Source organism: Aggregicoccus sp. 17bor-14 (assembly GCF_009659535.1).
Lineage (GTDB): Bacteria > Myxococcota > Myxococcia > Myxococcales > Myxococcaceae > Aggregicoccus.
Genome location: NZ_VJZZ01000003.1, coordinates 440,555 through 457,347 on the forward strand (window position 1 = coordinate 440,555; position 16,793 = coordinate 457,347).

15 protein-coding genes and 1 pseudogene are annotated in these 16,793 nt (G+C 72.7%); 13 read left to right on the forward strand and 3 right to left on the reverse strand.

Annotation, left to right across the window (positions count from 1 at the left end; translation table 11 throughout):
* Positions 1–66 precede the first annotated feature (66 nt).
* Positions 67–1,572: a Ppx/GppA phosphatase family protein gene (locus FGE12_RS08355; RefSeq protein WP_153865859.1), complete on the forward strand. Its 1,506-nt coding sequence runs from the start codon at positions 67–69 to the stop codon at positions 1,570–1,572.
* Between the two features lie 142 nt (positions 1,573–1,714).
* Positions 1,715–2,935, forward strand: coding sequence for a zinc-dependent alcohol dehydrogenase (locus FGE12_RS08360; protein WP_153865860.1), 1,221 nt, complete (start codon positions 1,715–1,717; stop codon positions 2,933–2,935).
* A gap of 4 nt (positions 2,936–2,939) precedes the next feature.
* Here FGE12_RS08360 and FGE12_RS08365 read toward each other — a convergent pair whose 3' ends face one another.
* Positions 2,940–4,196, reverse strand: coding sequence for a metal-dependent hydrolase (locus FGE12_RS08365; protein ID WP_194797701.1), 1,257 nt, complete (start codon positions 4,194–4,196; stop codon positions 2,940–2,942).
* Positions 4,197–4,372: 176 nt separating this feature from the next.
* Between FGE12_RS08365 and FGE12_RS08370 the strand changes: the two genes are divergently transcribed.
* The 11 genes from FGE12_RS08370 to FGE12_RS08420 all read left to right on the forward strand — a co-directional run bounded on the left by FGE12_RS08370 (position 4,373) and on the right by FGE12_RS08420 (position 13,975).
* Positions 4,373–4,564, forward strand: coding sequence for a hypothetical protein (locus tag FGE12_RS08370; RefSeq protein WP_153865862.1), 192 nt, complete (start codon positions 4,373–4,375; stop codon positions 4,562–4,564).
* 68 nt (positions 4,565–4,632) lie between these two features.
* Positions 4,633–5,010: a carboxypeptidase-like regulatory domain-containing protein gene (locus FGE12_RS08375; RefSeq protein ID WP_194797702.1), complete on the forward strand. Its 378-nt coding sequence runs from the start codon at positions 4,633–4,635 to the stop codon at positions 5,008–5,010.
* Positions 5,007–5,447 (forward strand): carboxypeptidase-like regulatory domain-containing protein, encoded by a 441-nt coding sequence (locus FGE12_RS08380; protein WP_153865864.1) that lies wholly within the window; start codon positions 5,007–5,009, stop codon positions 5,445–5,447. Before FGE12_RS08375 ends, FGE12_RS08380 begins: the two co-directional genes overlap by 4 nt.
* A gap of 62 nt (positions 5,448–5,509) precedes the next feature.
* Positions 5,510–7,096, forward strand: coding sequence for a serine hydrolase (locus FGE12_RS08385; protein ID WP_194797703.1), 1,587 nt, complete (start codon positions 5,510–5,512; stop codon positions 7,094–7,096).
* 78 nt (positions 7,097–7,174) lie between these two features.
* Positions 7,175–7,624: a carboxypeptidase-like regulatory domain-containing protein gene (locus FGE12_RS08390; RefSeq protein ID WP_153865865.1), complete on the forward strand. Its 450-nt coding sequence runs from the start codon at positions 7,175–7,177 to the stop codon at positions 7,622–7,624.
* A gap of 66 nt (positions 7,625–7,690) precedes the next feature.
* Positions 7,691–8,629 carry a TraB/GumN family protein gene (locus tag FGE12_RS08395; RefSeq protein WP_153865866.1) on the forward strand — a complete coding sequence of 313 codons (939 nt, stop codon included), beginning with the start codon at positions 7,691–7,693 and terminating at the stop codon, positions 8,627–8,629.
* A gap of 95 nt (positions 8,630–8,724) precedes the next feature.
* Positions 8,725–9,309 carry a hypothetical protein gene (locus FGE12_RS08400; protein WP_153865867.1) on the forward strand — a complete coding sequence of 195 codons (585 nt, stop codon included), beginning with the start codon at positions 8,725–8,727 and terminating at the stop codon, positions 9,307–9,309.
* Positions 9,306–10,847 (forward strand): hypothetical protein, encoded by a 1,542-nt coding sequence (locus tag FGE12_RS08405; protein WP_153865868.1) that lies wholly within the window; start codon positions 9,306–9,308, stop codon positions 10,845–10,847. Before FGE12_RS08400 ends, FGE12_RS08405 begins: the two co-directional genes overlap by 4 nt.
* A 125-nt stretch (positions 10,848–10,972) precedes the next feature.
* Positions 10,973–12,586 (forward strand): hypothetical protein, encoded by a 1,614-nt coding sequence (locus tag FGE12_RS08410; RefSeq protein WP_153865869.1) that lies wholly within the window; start codon positions 10,973–10,975, stop codon positions 12,584–12,586.
* A 119-nt stretch (positions 12,587–12,705) separates the two neighbouring features.
* A complete protein-coding gene (locus FGE12_RS08415) occupies positions 12,706–13,404 on the forward strand; it encodes a glutamine amidotransferase (protein WP_153865870.1) in 699 nt (232 codons plus the stop codon).
* Between the two features lie 19 nt (positions 13,405–13,423).
* A complete protein-coding gene (locus tag FGE12_RS08420; RefSeq protein WP_153865871.1) occupies positions 13,424–13,975 on the forward strand; it encodes a lysophospholipid acyltransferase family protein in 552 nt (183 codons plus the stop codon).
* Positions 13,976–13,984: 9 nt separating this feature from the next.
* Here FGE12_RS08420 and FGE12_RS08425 read toward each other — a convergent pair.
* Together FGE12_RS08425 and FGE12_RS08430 are read right to left on the reverse strand one after the other, a co-directional pair.
* Positions 13,985–14,548: pseudogene (locus FGE12_RS08425) on the reverse strand (DsbA family protein); the annotation flags it as partial.
* 124 nt (positions 14,549–14,672) lie between these two features.
* Positions 14,673–16,727, reverse strand: coding sequence for a spermidine synthase (locus FGE12_RS08430; protein ID WP_153865873.1), 2,055 nt, complete (start codon positions 16,725–16,727; stop codon positions 14,673–14,675).
* Positions 16,728–16,793 lie beyond the last annotated feature (66 nt).

Consider the following 16,793-nt stretch of genomic DNA (forward strand, 5'->3'; position numbering starts at 1 on the left):
ACCCCGAGCGGCCAGGCGTGCTCCGGTGCAGCGCGCTCTGGACGTTCGCGCCTAACATTCCCGGATATGGCCGCTGCCCCTCCCCTGCCGCCCGTGCTCGCCGCCATCGACGTGGGAACCAACGCCGTGCGCCTGGAGCTCGCACGGGTGGACAGCGGCGGCGCGCTGGAGACGCTGCACCAGGAGCGCGACGCCATCCGCCCCGGCGAGGGCGTGTTCGCCACGGGGCTGATGCCCGAGGAGACGGCGCAGCGGCTGCTCGCCACCCTGAGGCGCTACGCGGCCCTGTGCAAGCGCCACAAGGCGCGCGTGCGCGCGGTGGGCACCAGCGCGCTGCGCGAGGCGCGCAACCGAGACGCCATCGTGCAGCGGGTGCGCGAGGAGTCGGGCCTCGAGCTCGAGGTGGTGAGCGGGCAGGAGGAGGCGCGTCTCATCTGCCTCGGCGTGCTGCACGGCCGGCCCGCGGGCTCGCGCTCGCTGCTGGTGGACATCGGCGGGGGCAGCACCGAGGTGGCCACCGCCGTGGGCGAACGCCCCACCCAGCTGTGGAGCCTCTCGCTGGGCGCGGTGCGCCTCACCGAGCTCTTCGAGGCCTCGGGCAAGGTGAGCCCGAAGCGGCTGCGGCTCATGCGCTCGTACGTGCGCGAGGCGCTGCAGAAGACCCTGCCCAAGCGCGCGGACGGGATGCCGAAGGTGGCGCTGGGCTCCTCGGGCACCATCAACGCGGTGGTGGGCTTCGCCGCGAGCGAGGGCACGGCGCACGCGAGCGCGCGCCAGCTCACGCAGGCGGTGGAGGCGCTGGTGGAGCTCCCGCCGGAGCGGCGGCGCAAGCGCTTCGACTCGCGGCGCGCGGACATCATCGTCGCGGGCGCGGTGGTGCTCGAGGGCGTGGCGCGCCACCTGAAGCTGGACGCGGTGACGGGCGTGAACCGGGGCCTGCGCGACGGGCTGCTCGTGGACCTGCTGCACCGCCAGGACACGGCGCACGAGGACCACAGCCTGCAGGACGCGGCGCTCGCCATCGGGCGGCGCTTCGGCTTCGAGGAGCGGCACTGCCGCCACGTGACGGCGCTCGCGCTCACCCTCTTCGACGAGCTCGCGGCGCTGCACCAGCTGCCCGTCTCCACCCGCCCCTACCTGGAGGTGGCCGGGCTGCTGCACGACGTGGGCAACGCGGTGAACTACGAGCGCCACCACAAGCACACGTACTACCTGGTGCGGAACTCCGAGCTGCCCGGGCTCTCCGAGGCGGAGCGCGATCTCGTCGCCCGCGTGGCGCGCTACCACCGCCGCAGCCCGCCGGACCCCGCGCACTCGGGGATGCAGGGCCTCTCCGCGCAGGACGCCCGCACGGTGCGCAGGCTGGCCACCCTGCTGCGGCTCGCCAACAGCCTGGACCGCAGCCACCACCAGCTGGTGCGCAGCGTGCGGGCGACCACCGGCCGCGACGCGGTGAGCCTGCACCTCAAGGCGCGCGCCCCGGTGGACCTGGAGCTGTGGAGCGCCGAGCACGAGGCCCTCCACTTCCGCCGCGTCTTCGGAAAGCGCCTCACCCTGCACCTCGGGCGCTAGCCTGCCCTCCGTGCACGCGGCCGTGACTCGCGGCTCCGGCTTACCCCCGCGCCCCGCCGTGGCCACCTCCCTGCAGAGGTCCCCCCTCTACGAACCCGGGACGTGAGCGGCTCCGACCGGCTCACGCCGAAGGAGACGCGCAATGAAGGCAGTGGTCTTTCACGGTATCGGCGACATCCGCCTGGACGACGTGCCCGAGCCCAAGCTGGAGCAGCCCACGGACGCCATCGTGCGCCTGAGCGCGAGCGCCATCTGCGGCACGGACCTGCACATGATCCGCGGCACCTTCACCGGCATGAAGCCGGGCACCATCCTCGGCCACGAGGGCGTGGGCTACGTCGAGGCGCTGGGCGAGGACGTGCGCAACCTGAGCGTGGGCGACCGCGTGGTCATCCCCTCCACCATCGCCTGCGGCAGCTGCAGCTACTGCCGCGCGGGCTACTACGCGCAGTGCGACGTGGCCAACCCCAACGGCAAGCTCGCAGGCACGGCCTTCTACGGAGGCCCCGCGCCCACCGGACCCTTCCACGGCATGCAGGCGGAGAAGGTGCGCGTGCCCTTCGCGCACGTGGGCCTGGTGAAGCTGCCAGACAACGTGACGGACGAGCAGGCCATCCTGCTCTCGGACATCTTCCCCACCGCGTACTTCGGCGCGGAGCTCGCGGAGATCAAGGACGGCGACACCGTGGCGGTGTTCGGCTGCGGGCCCGTGGGCCTCTTCACCATCCTCAGCGCGAAGCTGCAGGGCGCGGGGCGCGTGCTCGCGATCGATCACCACGAGGACCGGCTCGAGGCCGCGCGCAAGCTGGGCGCGGAGACGATCAACTTCGACGAGGAGGAGCCCATCGAGACGCTGCTGCGGCTCACCGGCGGCATCGGCGTGGACCGCGCCATCGACGTGGTGGGCGTGGACGCGGAGCAGCCGCACCACGGCCCGGCCGCGAAGGCCGCGAAGAAGGAGGCCGCGAAGTTCAAGGCCGAGGTGAAGGAGGTCGCCCCGAAGACGAACCCGGACGGCGACAACTGGGTGCCCGGAGATGCGCCGAGCCAGGCGCTCACCTGGGCCGTCACCGCGCTCGCCAAGGCGGGCACGCTCTCCATCATCGGCGTGTACCCGCAGACGGCGCGCACCTTCCCCATCGGCGTGGCGATGAACAAGAACCTCACCGTGAAGATGGGCAACTGCAACCACCGCAAGTACATCCCCAAGCTGGTGGAGCTGGTGCGCACCGGCGCGGTGGACCCCACGGCCATCCTCAGCCACGTGGAGCCCATGGGCAGCGCCATCGACGCCTACCGCAACTTCGACCTGCGCAAGCCCGGCTGGCACAAGGTGGAGCTCGAGCCGCCGATGCTCACCTGAGCGCTCAGCGCAGCAGATCCTCTCGCGGTGGGGTCCAGGGCGGCACGTGCTCGGGGCAGCGCGTGTCCGCGGGGCCCAGCGCCAGCTCCGCGAAGCCGCGCCCCTCCTCGCTGTCGTAGCGCGCATCGCCCACCCACGGGCCCTCCGGCTCTCCGGGGACGGAGGGGCCCGGGTCCATCGCGAAGGGGATGCGCGCGAAGTGCGAGAAGGCGCGCGCGACGCAGCGGTCGCGGAACACGCCGCGCAGCTGCGCGAGCTTCTGCACGTGCTCGTCGCGCCACACCACCGCGCCCGTGGGCGGGGTGGCGAGCGCCGCGTAGGGCAGCGTGGTGGGGCGAGAGAAGGCGAAGCGCGGGCAGCCTGTGGCCTCCCCGAGCGGAGGCCACGGCGCGAGCTGCGCGCGGCGCAGCGCGTACTGCTCGCCCTGCACCATCACCGCGATGGCCTCCCAGCACAGCGGATTCGCAGGCAGCGGCGTGAGCACCGCGTCCTGCACCCGCCAGCCGGGGAACGCGGTCGCCGCGCTCGCCTCCAGTGAGGTGCGCGCGCGCACGGAGCCGAGCCCGAAGGCCGCCAGCGCCGCGAGGCTCAGCCCCACCGCCCACGCCATGCGCGCGTGCGCGCTGCGCCGCCAGCCCACGGCCAGCAGCGCCACCCCGAGCAGCGTGACGAAGAGCGCCGAGCCGCGCGAGACGAAGGGCAGCACCCAGCACGTGACGGCCATGCCCGCGAGCAGCACGCCCCACACGCCCTGCGCGAGGCGCGAGCGCATGGAGGGCAGCAGCAGCGCGAGCCCGCCCACCCAGAACAGCGGCTCCACGATGAAGATGGTGTCGCCGTAGAGCCAGCCGTCCCACACCGGCCAGAAGGGGTGCACGCCGTAGTTGTTCGAGCTGTCCAGCGCGAGGTGCAGCGCGGGGCCCAGCAGCGCGAGCAGCACCAGCAGCGCCCAGCCCTCGCGTCCCGGCGAGCGCCCCGTGCGGCGCGCCCACAGCCAGGGCACGGCGAGCGAGAGCAGCCCGAGCGGCAGCCCCAGCGCGAGCGTATGCGTGTGGCCGCGGTGGTGGAGCACGTAGGCGAGCGGGCTGCGCTCCAGCGCCGTGTACAGGAGGTCCGCGTCCGGCAGGTTGTTGGCCAGCGCGGACGTCACCCACGCCACCCGCCCGTAGCCAGCGAGGCTGCGCAGGCGCTCGGAGCCGCGCGCCGCGAGCAGCGTCTCCGCCGCGAGCATCCCCGCCACGCTGTGACTCACGTTGTCCATTCGCAGACCGTCCGGGAAGGGGGAGCGGCGCAAGAAAGCGGACCCCCGGCGGCAGTGCAAGCCCGAGCCGGACCCGCGGGCCAGGGTGAATGCCATGTCAGCCCCGCCGTCTACACTTTGAGCTGTGGACGGGCCCCGCCAGACGGGGACGCCTCACGGGCAGGAGGTGAGCAGCCATGCGCGGGGTCATCACCGGGCGCGAGGTGGCACACAACGTCGGGCTCATCCGGCGCGAGTTCGGCGTGCGGTGCCTCGTGCGCTGCCTCTGGGCGCTCGCCACCGGTAAGCCGACCACCTTCCTGGAGGTCGCCTGCTCGCGCGCTTCCGAGCAGGCCCGCGCCTCCGAGCCGCCTCGACCGGGGCCATGACGAAACCGTGAAGGGAGCATGTGGGGCCGGTGCCACCCCATGTCAGCCCCGGCGAGAGGATGCGAAGCATGACCGCGCCCCCGCCCCGCCCTGGCTGCCTCCTCGAGTTCCCCGCGACGAGCCCCACCGGAACGCTGGTGGGCACCGTGCACGACGCCCGGACGCAGGAACCCCTCGCCGGGGTGCGGGTGAGCGTGAGCTCGCCGGAGCTCCCCGCCGAGCGCATCGCCGTGACGGATGTCTTGGGCTGGTACCGCTTCGCGGAGCTCGCGCCGGGGAGCTACGGGCTGCGCTTCGAGCGGCGGCACTTCGAGCCGTGCGCGCGGGCCCGCGTGGAGCTGAGCGGGGGGCGGCTCGTGCATGTCGTCGTGGACCTGCGGCCTGCAGACGCGGAGGAGCACAGCATCGGCGGCGATGAGATGCAGGTTCTGGAGATGGACCCATGAGCGACCGGGTGCTCGGAGTACTGCTGGTGCTTGGCCTTTCCTCGGGGGCACGCGCTGCGGAGGTGCGCGGGCAGGTGACAGAAGCGACGACGAAGCAGCCAGTCGCAGAGATTGTCGTGACGGCTACCTCTCCCAATCTGCAGGGCGAACAGGTCGTGGTCACCGATGCTCAGGGCGAGTACCGCATCAGCCAGCTGCCCGTGGGCGAATACACCCTGCGCTTCGAGCACGAGCGTTTCATGCCATATGAGCGTGCGGCGCTCCCGGTGCGAGACGAGTACACGCTCCGCGTGAACGCAGAGCTTCTGCGATCTCGCTTCCTGGAGGCAGTTACGACCAACTGCCGTGCGCCCACCATCGATATCCAGTCCACGAGCACGGGCGTGAACGTGGGAGCGGACTTCCTCCGCAACGTGCCCCTCCTCCCCGGCCACTGACCGGCCGCGCCTGCGGGCCTGCTTTGCACTACGCTCCTGCGCCCCCTCGGACAGGAGCTCTCGTGTCTCGCCTTCTCGCGCTCTCCCTGCTGCTGCTCACCCCTGTCGCGTTCGCGCAGGGCCTCCCGCCTGACCTGGACACCACGGTGCGCCGCACGCTCGAGACCTTCGAGGTCCCGGGCATGGCGATTGCCGTGGTGAAGGACGGCAAGGTGGTGCTGGCCAAGGGCTACGGCGTGAAGAAGCTCGGGCAGAAGGCGCCCGTCACGGCGGACTCGCTCTTCGGCATCGCGTCCAACTCGAAGGCCTTCACGGCCGCGGCGCTCGCGATGCTCGTGGAGGAGGGCAAGCTCAACTGGGACGACCGCGTCATCGACCACCTGCCCTCGTTCCAGATGTACGACCCGTACGTCACGCGCGAGCTCACCGTGCGCGACCTGCTCGTGCACCGCAGCGGCCTGGGGCTGGGCGCGGGTGACCTGCTCTACTTCCCCGCCTCCACCTTCAGCGAGGAGGAGATCGTCTCGCGCCTGCGCTACATCCGCCCGGCCACCAGCTTCCGCAGCCGCTACGCGTACGACAACATCCTCTACCTCGTGGCCGGCAAGGTCATCGAGCGCGTGAGCGGCCAGCGCTGGGAGGACTTCGTGCGCAGCCGCATCTTCGCGCCGCTCGGGATGACCTCGAGCAACCTCACCATCAAGGAGCTGCGCGCGAGCCGCGACATGGCCTCGCCGCACGCGAAGGCGGACGGAGTGCTCACCGCCATCCCGCCCATGGCCTTCGACAACAACCCGCCGGCGGCGGCCATCAACTCCAGCGTGAACGACCTCTCGCGCTGGATGCTGCTGCAGCTCGCGCGGGGCGAGGTCCCCGGCTCGGGCGGCAAGAAGCGCCTCTTCAGCGAGAAGCAGTCCGAGGAGATGTGGAGCCCGCAGACGCTGCTGCCCATCACCGCGGCCTCGCCCTCGCTGGCGGCGCTCAAGCCGAACTTCTCGGCGTACGGGCTGGGCTGGACGCTGCGCGACTACCGCGGGAAGAAGATCGTGGCGCACACCGGAGGCCTGCCCGGCTACTACTCGCGCGTGACGCTGGTGCCGGAGCTGAACCTGGGCATCGTGGTGCTGACGAACCAGGAGATGCGCAGCGGCTTCGAGGTCCCGACCTACGCGCTGCTCGACGCCTTCCTCGGCGCGCCCGCCACCGACTGGGTCGCGGCGTTCAAGGCCGCGGACGCCGAGCGCAACGAGAAGGCGGAGAAGAAGGTGGCGGAGAAGCGCAGCGGGCGCAGCACCACCTCGCGTCCCTCGCTGCCGCTCGAGCGCTACGCGGGCACCTACCGCGACCCCTGGTACGGCGACGTCACGCTGAAGCAGGAGGGCGGCAAGCTGGTGCTGCGCTTCAGCCACACGCCCTCGCTCACGGGCGAGCTGGAGCACTGGCAGTACGACACCTTCGTCGCGCACTGGAAGGACCGCTCGCTCAACGCGGACGCCTACGTCAGCTTCTCGCTGGAGCCGGACGGCAGCATCGGCGGCATGCGCATGCAGCCGGTCTCCTCGCTCACCGACTTCAGCTTCGACTTCCAGGACCTGCAGTTCACGCCCGTGCCGGCGGGCGGGGCAGCGTCGACGACCGCGCAGCACTGAGGCGGGCGTGAGGAAACCGTGAAGGAGCGATGCGGCGTGCGTGCCGCATTGCTCCGCGGGGAGCAGGAAGATGTGGCCATGAGCTCCCAGACCTTGCGTCTCGCGGCAGTCCTCCTCCTGCTACCGGGTGCGGTGCACGCGGGTTCCATCCTCGGCACTGCGCTCGATGTCGACACCCGGCGGCCCCTGCCCGGCGTGACCGTGAGGATCTCTTCGCCGAGCCTCGCCTTCGAGCAGGCGGTTCTGACGGACGCGGACGGCCGCTATCAACTCGCAGGGCTGCCGCCCGGCCGGTATCGGATGCGGTTCGAGGGTCCCAGCGTGGACCCCTACTCCAGGTCCGGCGTCCAGCTGCATGCCGAGGGAACCCTGCGCATCAACGTGGAGCTGCTCCGCGCGTCCAACGCTCGTGGGGAGTGCGTGCTCTGGGTCTTTGGTCCCGCTCCCATCACGGACGTGGGCTCCGCACAGCAGGGGATGAGCTTCAACAGGAGCTTCACCGACAACCTCCCGCTCCCGCGGCTCTGAGCGGATCGGCTTGCACCAGCACGCATCGGACTGCATCGAAGAGCCCGCCCATCTCGAGGCCTCCGCATGCGACTGACCCCTGTCCTCCTCCTCGCGCTGCTCCTCGCCTCCGGCTGCGCGAGCGCGCCGCACCCCTCGCCCACGGCCGACCTCGCGGCCGTGCAGCACGCCGCCACCGACCCCGCCTTCCTCTGGGAGGCCAAAGGGCCCGAGGGCCGCGGCACCGCGTACGTAGTGGGCTCCGTGCACTTCGCGAAGGCCGGCGCGCTCGCGCTGCCCGCCTCCATGCTGGACGCGTTCGCGCGCTCGGACGCGCTCGTGGTGGAGGTGGACCCTTCGCAGGTCTCCCCTGCGCAGACGCAGCAGCTGGTGCGCGCGCTGGGGCTCTTGCCGGGAGGCCAGCGGCTCTCGGCGCGGCTGGACCCGGCGACCCAGCGGCTGCTGGAGCTCGAGCTCAAGCGCGCGAGCATCCCCCGGCAGAACCTGGAGCCGCTGCGCCCCTGGCTCGCCGCGGTGACGCTCTCCGTCGTGGAGCTGCAGCGCGCGGGCTTCGACGGCGACGCCGGCGTGGACCGCCTCTTCCTCGCCCGGGCGCAGGCGGCGAAGAAGCCGGTGCTCGCGCTGGAGACGGCCGAGTCGCAGCTGCGCATGTTCGCGGAGCTCTCCGAGCCCTTGCAGCAGCTGATGCTGCGCGATCAGCTGGTGAGCATGGGCAAGGGGGGTGAGCAGCTCACCTACTTCATGCGCGCCTGGGATGCGGGAGACGGCGACGCGGTGGACGCGGCGCTGCAGCAGGGCGCGAAGGACCCGGAGCTGCGCCCCTTCTACGAGCGCGTCTTCTACGCGCGCAACGCGCAGATGGCCGCGGCCCTCGACGCGCAGCTCACGCAGGGCCGCACGCTCTTCGTGGTCGTGGGGGCCGGCCACGTGGTGGGCGCACGTGGCGTGCTCGCCTACCTCGCCGAGCGCGGCTACGCCGTGCAGCAGCTGCGGCGCGGTCCCTGATATCCTCGGGCGATCGTTGCGAATTGCAGTCCTCTGGCCTTTCGACCCCCGCCCCTTGTGTGGGCAGGTGTCATTCCTGGTAAATAACGCTTTCCATGAAGACCTCCCCCCTCCCCCGATCCTTCCGGCTCGTGGCGCTGCTGCTGCTGGGCGCGCACGGCTCGGCGTGGGCACAGGACGCTGCGGCGCCTGCTGCGCAGCCGGCGACCCCTGCGGCCACCGAGCCCGCGCCTGCCGCCTCCACCGAGCCCGCGGCCGCGGCCGCCTCCGACGCGCCGGTGCAGGCTCCGGCGGCGACGCCCCCCGCTCCGGCCACGGGCCTGCCCCAGTACACGCCGCGCCCGATGACCCGCGCGCAGCGTGAGCTGCAGCGCCGGCTCAGCCTGCGCCACTACGCGCTGATGGGCACGTCGCTGGTGCTCACCGGCGGCGGCCTCTACTTCGGGGCCAAGTCCAAGGGCAGCTTGAATCGCGCGCACGCGGCGCAGACGCAGATCGCCGCGCAGGATGCGCTCAAGAGCTCGCGCGAGCAGGCGCGCGCGGCCAACTGGGCCTTCATCGGGGCGGGGACCGCGGTGGTCGCCGCGGTGGTCACCTACTTCATCAGCCCGCCCACGCCGCCGCCGGAAGAGCCGGGCTCCAGCCCCTACAGTGGCTCGCTCTACGGGGTGTCGCGATGAGCGCGCGCACTGCCTCCCTGGTCCTCGCCCTCGCCGCCGGCGCGCTGGGCTGCAACGTGGTGGACCCGGTGGCCTCGCTGCACGAGTTCACGGACAGCTGCACCGTGCGCGAGAACTGCTCGGACGGCTTCGTCTGCGCGCAGGGCCACTGCGTCACGGGCCCGGGCGACGAGTGCCGGGAGGGCTTCAAGGTGGCTCCCTGCGAGCTCACGGCGGGCGTGTGCGCGGGCGTCGAGCGCGTGTGCCTGCCCAGTGGCCGAAGTGAGGCCACCTGCAGCGGGGTCTCCTACGGCCCCACCTACGAGGTGCGCGAGACCACCTGTGGCGACGGTCTGGACAACGACTGCGACGGCCTGCCGGACGCGCGCCGCGGCGTCCAGCTCGCCGTGACCTCGGACTCCAGCCTCTACCTTCGGATCCTGGACGCACGCGTCGTGCGCTTCGGCGCCGGCTACCTCGCCGCCTATGTGGATCATGTCTGGCTCGCCCCGACCAACAGCACCCCCATGCGCAAGTCGGTGGCCTACCGGGTGCTGGACGCGAAGCTGGGCCTGGCCGGCAAGTTCGCGCAGACGCTGGGGCTCTACGCCGCCACCATGGAAGTCCACAACCTGCAGGTCATCCCCTACGACGCAGGCGCCTTCATCACCTGGACGACCGACGTGCCGGACCCGGCGGATCCGAAGGTTCAGCACCGGGTGCGCAAGGTGAGCCGCGTCGACGTCGGCGGCGCCGTGGACGGGTCCTCGGTGGGGATTGCCGAGCGCGAGCTGTCGCTCCCCACGGCGGACCCGTACGCCCCGGTGCGCGCGGCCGTCGCCAACGACCACTCGTCGGTCGTGTTCACCTGGCTCGAGAACGGCGTGCTGGTGGGCCAGGCCTTCGGGATGGACCTCAAGCCGCTGAGCGGGAAGGTCACGCTGAGCGCTCCGGGGCCGGGAGATTCCTCCAATCCCTCCCTCAACCTGCAGGACATCTCGCCGCAGGGCAGCTCGGGCTATGCACTGGGCTGGAGCGTGGCGGGGTGGAGCAATGGCTCGCGCAACGCCGTGCGCTTCCGCACTGCCTCCAGCAGCCTCGACCAGCTCGGCGAGGTGACGGGCGCGGATGCCCCCGGCACGGTGAACGACCTGCGCCTGCTCGCGACCCTCGCTCCCTCCGACGAGCCGCTCGCGGCCTGGCTCACGACCTCCTCCACGCAGGGCGTCACGGCCTCGGCGGTGGGCACCGGCGTGGTGGTGGCCCGGCCCTTCAGCCCCGAGGGGACCATCCGCCCGCCCGTGGGGCTGGAGGGCGTGTCCCAGCTCAACGTCGTGCGCGTAGGCGACGGCCTGCTGATGACCTACCCCGAGCCCCAGGGCGACTCCGAGGTCCAGTTGGTGCGGCACATCGCGGCGGATGGAACCACGTCGGTGCGGCAGCTCGACTCGGGGAGTGTGACCGGCACCGTCACGCTGCTGCCCGACGTGGACGCCTCCATGTGGACGGGGGCGTACATCCAGAGCGATCGCCTCCGCATCGGCGCTACCTGCCACTAGGGCGCTGAGTCGCAGTCCTGTTCGAGAGGGCCCTGCGCGCAGCCCCTGCTGCACGCAGGGCCCTCCCCTCTTTCGGGCTCCCGGCGCATGGGCCAGGCCCACCGTCGGAGCAAGGAGCAGCACGGATGCACCCGTACGCGCAGTACCAAGTCCTGATGTCGCAGCACGCAGCGCACGCGCGAGGCTCGCGCGCCACCGCCCTGCTCCTCGCGCTCGCCGCCGGCGCGCTGGGCTGCAACGTGGTGGACCCGGTGGCCGGGCTGCACGAGTTCACGGACGCGTGCGTCGTGCGCGAGAACTGCTCGGACGGCTTCGTCTGCGTGCAGGGCCACTGCGTCACCGCCCCCGGCGCCGAGTGCGTCGAGGGCTTCAAGGCCGCGCCCTGCGAGCTCACGGCCGGCGTGTGCGCGGGCGCCGAACGCGCATGCCTGCCCAGTGGACGCAGCGAGGCCACCTGCAACATCGCTGCGTACGGTCCCCACTACGAGCCCGTCGAGCTCAGCTGTGACGGCCTGGACAACGACTGCGACGGCGTCGCGGACGCGCGCCGCGTCGTCTCGCTGCCCATCCTCACGTACTCCTCGTTCTCCGGAACCGCCACCGAGATGCACGCCGTGCGCTTCGGCAGCAACTACCTCGCTGCGTGGCTCGACAACAAGCGCAACGTCGGCGTCACGGGCCGCAGTGCAATCTCCTATCGTGTCCTCGACGCGCGCTTGATGCCCATGAGCAGCGGGACGGTGGAGCTGGAGGGCTACGACGCCAGCATCGACAACAACACCGGCCTTCCCCGCTCCACGTCCTCCCGGGTGGCCGGCCTGCAGCAGGTGCGCTTCGCGGGAGGCGCATTCATCCTGTGGTCCAGCTTCGATGCGTCCACGAGCCGCAACGTGCACAAGATGGTTCGCCTGGATGCCGTCGCCGCGGCATCGGGCGCGGTGGTGGGTGCTGCGCCGCGCGCGCTGACGCTGCCGGGCTCCCCTGCCCCCTCGCTCGACGGCGTCCGCGCGGCCGTGGCCGCCGATGGCTCGAGTCTCCTCGTCGCGTGGCTGACCGGCACGCAGGTGATGGGGCAGTCGTACAATCTGGACCTGACCCCGCGCGCGGAGCCCGTGGTGCTCAGCGCGTCGCTCGCCTCTGACGACTACGAGCCCTCCCTCGGCCAGCTGGACGTCTCTCCCCACGGCAGCTCGGACTTCGCGGTGGCGTGGGGCAGCACCGCGTCGGACGGGACGAGCCGGCGCGTGGTGCGCTTCCGCACCGTGTCCGGGGACCTCGCGCAGCTCGGCGAGGTGGTGGGCTCGGACGTCAAGGGCGCGCTCTCCGGCCTGCGACTGCTCGCCGGCACGACTCCCAGCGAGCAGCCGCTCGCGGCGTGGCTCACGCAGGCGGAGACCTCCAGCAGCAGCTCGGTGCATGCGGCCGCCTCGACAGGGGGCGACCTCGTCGTCGCGCGGCCCTTCACGCCGTCGGGCCCGGCGGCTCAGCCGGTGGGCGTGACGGGCGTGCGGCGCCTCGATGCGGTGCGCGACGGCGACGACCTGCTGCTGCCCTACGTGGAGGGCAGCTCGCTCGTGGTGAGGCGGATCGGGGCAGACGGCACCACCGAGGTGCACTCGCTCGGCGCTCCGGCGGACGCGAGCGCCTTCGCGGTGCTCACGGACGTGGACCCTGCGCTCTACACGGTGGCCTTCACCCAGGGAGGCACCCCGCAGGTGGGCGCGACCTGCCGCCACTGAGCGGCCCTGCCGCGCACCCTGGAGGGCCCTGTGTGCCTTGCACGCAGGGCCCTCTGTCTTTCCGGGCCCGCGCGCGCCTGCGCTAATCTCCCGCGGCGGACGCAAGGAGCGAGGCACACATGCGGGCAGTGGTGTACCAGCACGCGGAGCACGAGGGCCTGGGGCTGCTGGGCCCGGCGCTGCAGCGCGCAGGCTTCGAGGTGGTGACGCGCATGCGCCAGGTGCGACACCACGAGGACGCGGAGGCGCCGCTGCTGGTGGTGCTCGGCGGACCCATGGGCGTGTACGAGGCGGACCAGCACCCCTTCCTGCACCAGGAGCGCGCGGTGCTCGCCGAGCGCCTGGGCGCGGGGCGCCCCAACCTCGGCATCTGCCTGGGCGCGCAGCTGCTCGCGGCGGCCGCGGGCAGCGAGGTCTCTCGAGGCAAGAACGGGCTCGAGGTGGGCGTGGCCCCGGTGCGCTGGACGAAGGACGGGCTCGCGGACCCCGTGCTCGCACCCGCCGCCCCGCGCAGCACCGTGGCCCACTGGCACTCGGACACCTGGGCGCCGGTGCCGGGCGCCGCGCTGCTCGCCTCCACGGACCGCTACGCCCAGCAGGGCTTCCGGCTGGGGCCCTCCTACGGGCTGCAGTTCCACCTGGAGCTGGGCGCGGAGGCCTTCGACCACTGGCTCTCGCTGGGAGAGGGCGAGCTGCAGGCCGCCGGCCGCGAGCTCGCGCCGCTGCGCAAGGACCTGGGCAAGCTGCGCGCCGCCGAGGCGGAGAACACGGCGCTGCTCACCCGGCTCGCCGAGCACTTCGCGCACGCGGCACGCTGAGGGGACCGCACCGCACTCCATGGCACGGCTCGCGAAGTGGATGCTCCGCGCGGGCGGCTGGCGGCTCCTGGGCCAGCCCCCCGCGCTCGACAAGTACCTCGTCGTCTTCTACCCCCACACGTCCAACTGGGACTTCGTGCTCGGCATCCTCGCGGGCTGGGGCCTGGGGCTGGACGTCACCTTCCTCGGCAAGCACACCCTCTTCCAGGGCCCCCTGGGCCCGCTCATGCGCGCGCTGGGCGGCCACCCGGTACGCCGCGAGGAGCGCTCCAACATGGTGGAGCAGGTGGCGCAGCTGGTGCGCAGCCGCGAGCGCATCGTGCTGGCGCTCGCGCCCGAGGGCACGCGCAAGCGCGCCGAGGCCTGGAAGAGCGGCTTCTATTACATCGCGCGCGAGGCCCACCTGCCCGTGGTGCCCGCCTTCCTCGACGCGCGCACCCGCACGGTGGGGCTGGGCCCCCCGCTCTACCTCACCGGCGACGTGCAGGCGGACATGGCGGTGCTGCGCGACTTCTACGCGGACAAGCAGGCCCTGCGTCCCGAGGGGGCGGGACCCGTTGTCCTGCGCTGAAGGCCTGCGCTAGCCCTGCGAGCGGGGCTTCGCGCCCAGGCGCTCCATGGCCTGGCGGAAGGCGGGGTACTCGTGCGCGCCCTGGATGGCGAGGCGGTCGCCGAGCACGAAGGTGGGCACGGCGCTCACGCCCATCTCCTGCGCCTCGCGCACGGCCTCCTCCACCAGGGCGCGGTAGGTGCCCGCCTCGAGCGCGGCCTGCAGCGCGTCCGGGTCCAGGCCGCTCTCCTCGGCGGCGCCGCGCAGGGTGGCGTACTGCCAGAGGTCCTCGCCGTCGCTCCAGTAGCGGCGCAGCAGCGCGGCGTGGAAGGGCTCGAGCTGGCCGTGGGCGCGCGCGAACTCGGCCGCCTCGTGCGCGCGGCGCGTGGAGGGGATGACCTCTCGCTCCACCATGGTGAGGCCGGCGGCGCGCGCGCGCAGCTTGAGGGGGTTGTTCGGGTCCTTCATCCGCTCACGCACGTAGGCGGGCAGCGGCAGGCCCTCCGGCGGCGTCTCGGGGCGCAGGAAGAACGGCCTCCAGTCCACCTGGACGTCGAACTCCCTCTTCAGCTTCTCGACCTCCACGAGGCCGACGTAGCACCAGGGTCAGACGAAGTCGGACCAGACGCGGATGACGACGGGGGCGGGCGTGCTCATGGCGCTACCTCTAGCGCCGTGCGGCGGCCCGCGCCACCGCGAAAAGCGCGGGGCCGCCCGCCTACTTGTCGCGCCCGCCCCACTGCACCACCTGCAGCAGGTTGCTGTAGTCGTCCGTCCAGGCGCGCCGCTCCAGCGGCGGCTTCGGCTTCGTCACGCGGCCCTGGAAGGGCGGGGAGACGAAGAGCCCGTCGCGCGCGGAGAGCAGCACCCAGGTGGAGCCGTAGCGGTGCAGGGTCTCGTCCGGGTCGTCCTCGGCGTCCACCACCGCGGCGCGCAGGCCCACCTCGCGCGCGGCGAGCGCCACCACCGGGGTGAGCTCGAGGTGGCGGTTGCTCACGTGCACCGCGAGCACCCCGCCGGGCGCCAGGTGGCGCCGGTAGAGGAGGAAGGCCTCGCGGGTGAGCAGGTGCACGGGGATGGCGTCGCTCGAGAAGGCGTCGATGGCGAGCACGTCGAAGTCCTGGGGCGGCTCGCGCGCGAGCGACAGGCGCGCGTCTCCCAGCACCACCTTCACCTCGGCGGGGCAGTCCGCGAGGAAGGAGAAGTCTTCGCGGGCCACGCGCACCACGAGCGGGTTGAGCTCGTAGAAGCGGTAGTGGTCGCCCGCACGCCCGTACGCCGCGAGCGTGCCGGTGCCCAGCCCCACCACGCCCACGCGCGCCACGGGGCGCTGGGCGGCCTCCTGCAGCGCGAGCCCCACGCCCGAATCCGGGCCGTAGTACGTGGTGGGCTGGCGGCGCTGCAGCGGGTCCAGCAACTGCTCGCCGTGGGTGATGGTGCCGTGATTGAGGACGCGCGCGCTGAAACCGTCCATCACCCGCAGCGTGCCGTAGAAGTTGCGCGCCTCGCGCCGCGCGGAGTGCTCCGGCGCGAGCATCCGCTGCGCGAGGCACACCGTGACGCCCACCGCCACCAGCGCCGAGCTCGCCCAGCGCACCTGCGTGCGGGCGCGCAGCGAGTCCGCCCCCAGCGCCGAGGCCAGCGCGAGCAGCAGCGTCAGCGCGCCGAGCAGCAGGGGCAGCTCCCACTCGTGGGTGAGCAGCGCGGGGGCGGCGAGCGCTACGAGCGCCCCGCCCAGCGCGCCCCCCAGCGAGGTGAGCAGGTAGAAGCCCGTGAGCTGCGTGGGCGGCGGCCGCAGCCGCGCGAGCTCCGCGTGCGCCGCGAGGCAGGCGAGCAGCAGCGCCGCGCAGAACAGCGGCACCAGCAGCCCCACGGACAGGTTGTCCTCCTCGCGGCCCAGCGCGTACGCGACCCCCAGCACCGCGGCCTGCAGCAGCGGCAGCATCAGCCCGGGGCGGTAGCGCGCGCCGCGCGCGAAGCACACCACGTAGCTGAGCAGGTAGAGCGCGAGCGGCACCACCCAGAGGAAGGGGATGGGGGCCACGTTCTGCGTCAGGTGCGCCGTCACCGCGAGCAGCAGCCCCGAGGTGCAGGCGCTCAAGGCCACCCACAGGAGCCGGCGCCCCGGGCCCGCGGGCGCCTGCGCTGCGGCCTCGTGCTCCTCGGGCGGGGACGGCGCGGCCTCCCCTCCCCGGCGCGCATCCCACGCGATGAGCCCGCACACGACGGCGAAGACGGCGTAGCCCGCGCTCCACAGCAGCGCCTGCAGGTGGGTGGGCACCCAGGGCTCCACCAGCACGGGGTAGCCCAGCAGCGCGCAGAAGGAGGCCGCGTTGCTCACGGCGTAGAGCCAGTAGGGCATGGGATCGCCCGTGCGCCGGGCGTACCAGGCGGAGAGGAGCGGGCTCGTCGCGCTGAGCACCGTGTAGGGCAGCCCCACGCACGCCGCGAGCAGCAGCAGGATGCGCAGCACCGGCTGCCCCGGGTCCCCGGGCTGCCAGCGCGCGCTGGGCGCGATGGGCAGCGTGAGCAGGCTGAGCGCAAGCAGCCCCAGGTGCACGCCCGCCTGCGCGCGCGGGGAGAGCAGGCGCACGAGCAGGTGCGCGTAGAGGTAGCCGAGCAGCAGCGCCACCTGGAAGAAGAGCACGCACGCGGTCCACACCCCCGCCGCCCCGCCGAACCAGGGGAGGATCAGCTTCGCGAGGATGGGCTGGACCTGGAAGAGGAGGAAGGCTCCCAGGAACACGGCTGGAGCGGGGCGGCTGGCGCGCAAGCGGGGACTCCAGGTGGGAGGCGCGGCCCTCGAGACTTACCCCATCCGGCCCGGGAGCGCGGGGGT

Excerpts from the sequence above, each read along its gene's own strand:
- FGE12_RS08355 (WP_153865859.1), top strand. The coding sequence starts at position 67 with ATGGCCGCTGCCCCTCCCCTGCCGCCCGTGCTCGCCGCCATCGACGTG.
- FGE12_RS08360 (WP_153865860.1), top strand. The coding sequence starts at position 1,715 with ATGAAGGCAGTGGTCTTTCACGGTATCGGCGACATCCGCCTGGACGAC.
- FGE12_RS08365 (WP_194797701.1), bottom strand. The coding sequence starts at position 4,196 with ATGGACAACGTGAGTCACAGCGTGGCGGGGATGCTCGCGGCGGAGACG.
- FGE12_RS08370 (WP_153865862.1), top strand. The coding sequence starts at position 4,373 with ATGCGCGGGGTCATCACCGGGCGCGAGGTGGCACACAACGTCGGGCTC.
- FGE12_RS08375 (WP_194797702.1), top strand. The coding sequence starts at position 4,633 with ATGACCGCGCCCCCGCCCCGCCCTGGCTGCCTCCTCGAGTTCCCCGCG.
- FGE12_RS08380 (WP_153865864.1), top strand. The coding sequence starts at position 5,007 with ATGAGCGACCGGGTGCTCGGAGTACTGCTGGTGCTTGGCCTTTCCTCG.
- FGE12_RS08390 (WP_153865865.1), top strand. The coding sequence starts at position 7,175 with ATGAGCTCCCAGACCTTGCGTCTCGCGGCAGTCCTCCTCCTGCTACCG.
- FGE12_RS08395 (WP_153865866.1), top strand. The coding sequence starts at position 7,691 with ATGCGACTGACCCCTGTCCTCCTCCTCGCGCTGCTCCTCGCCTCCGGC.
- FGE12_RS08400 (WP_153865867.1), top strand. The coding sequence starts at position 8,725 with ATGAAGACCTCCCCCCTCCCCCGATCCTTCCGGCTCGTGGCGCTGCTG.
- FGE12_RS08405 (WP_153865868.1), top strand. The coding sequence starts at position 9,306 with ATGAGCGCGCGCACTGCCTCCCTGGTCCTCGCCCTCGCCGCCGGCGCG.
- FGE12_RS08410 (WP_153865869.1), top strand. The coding sequence starts at position 10,973 with ATGCACCCGTACGCGCAGTACCAAGTCCTGATGTCGCAGCACGCAGCG.
- FGE12_RS08415 (WP_153865870.1), top strand. The coding sequence starts at position 12,706 with ATGCGGGCAGTGGTGTACCAGCACGCGGAGCACGAGGGCCTGGGGCTG.
- FGE12_RS08420 (WP_153865871.1), top strand. The coding sequence starts at position 13,424 with ATGGCACGGCTCGCGAAGTGGATGCTCCGCGCGGGCGGCTGGCGGCTC.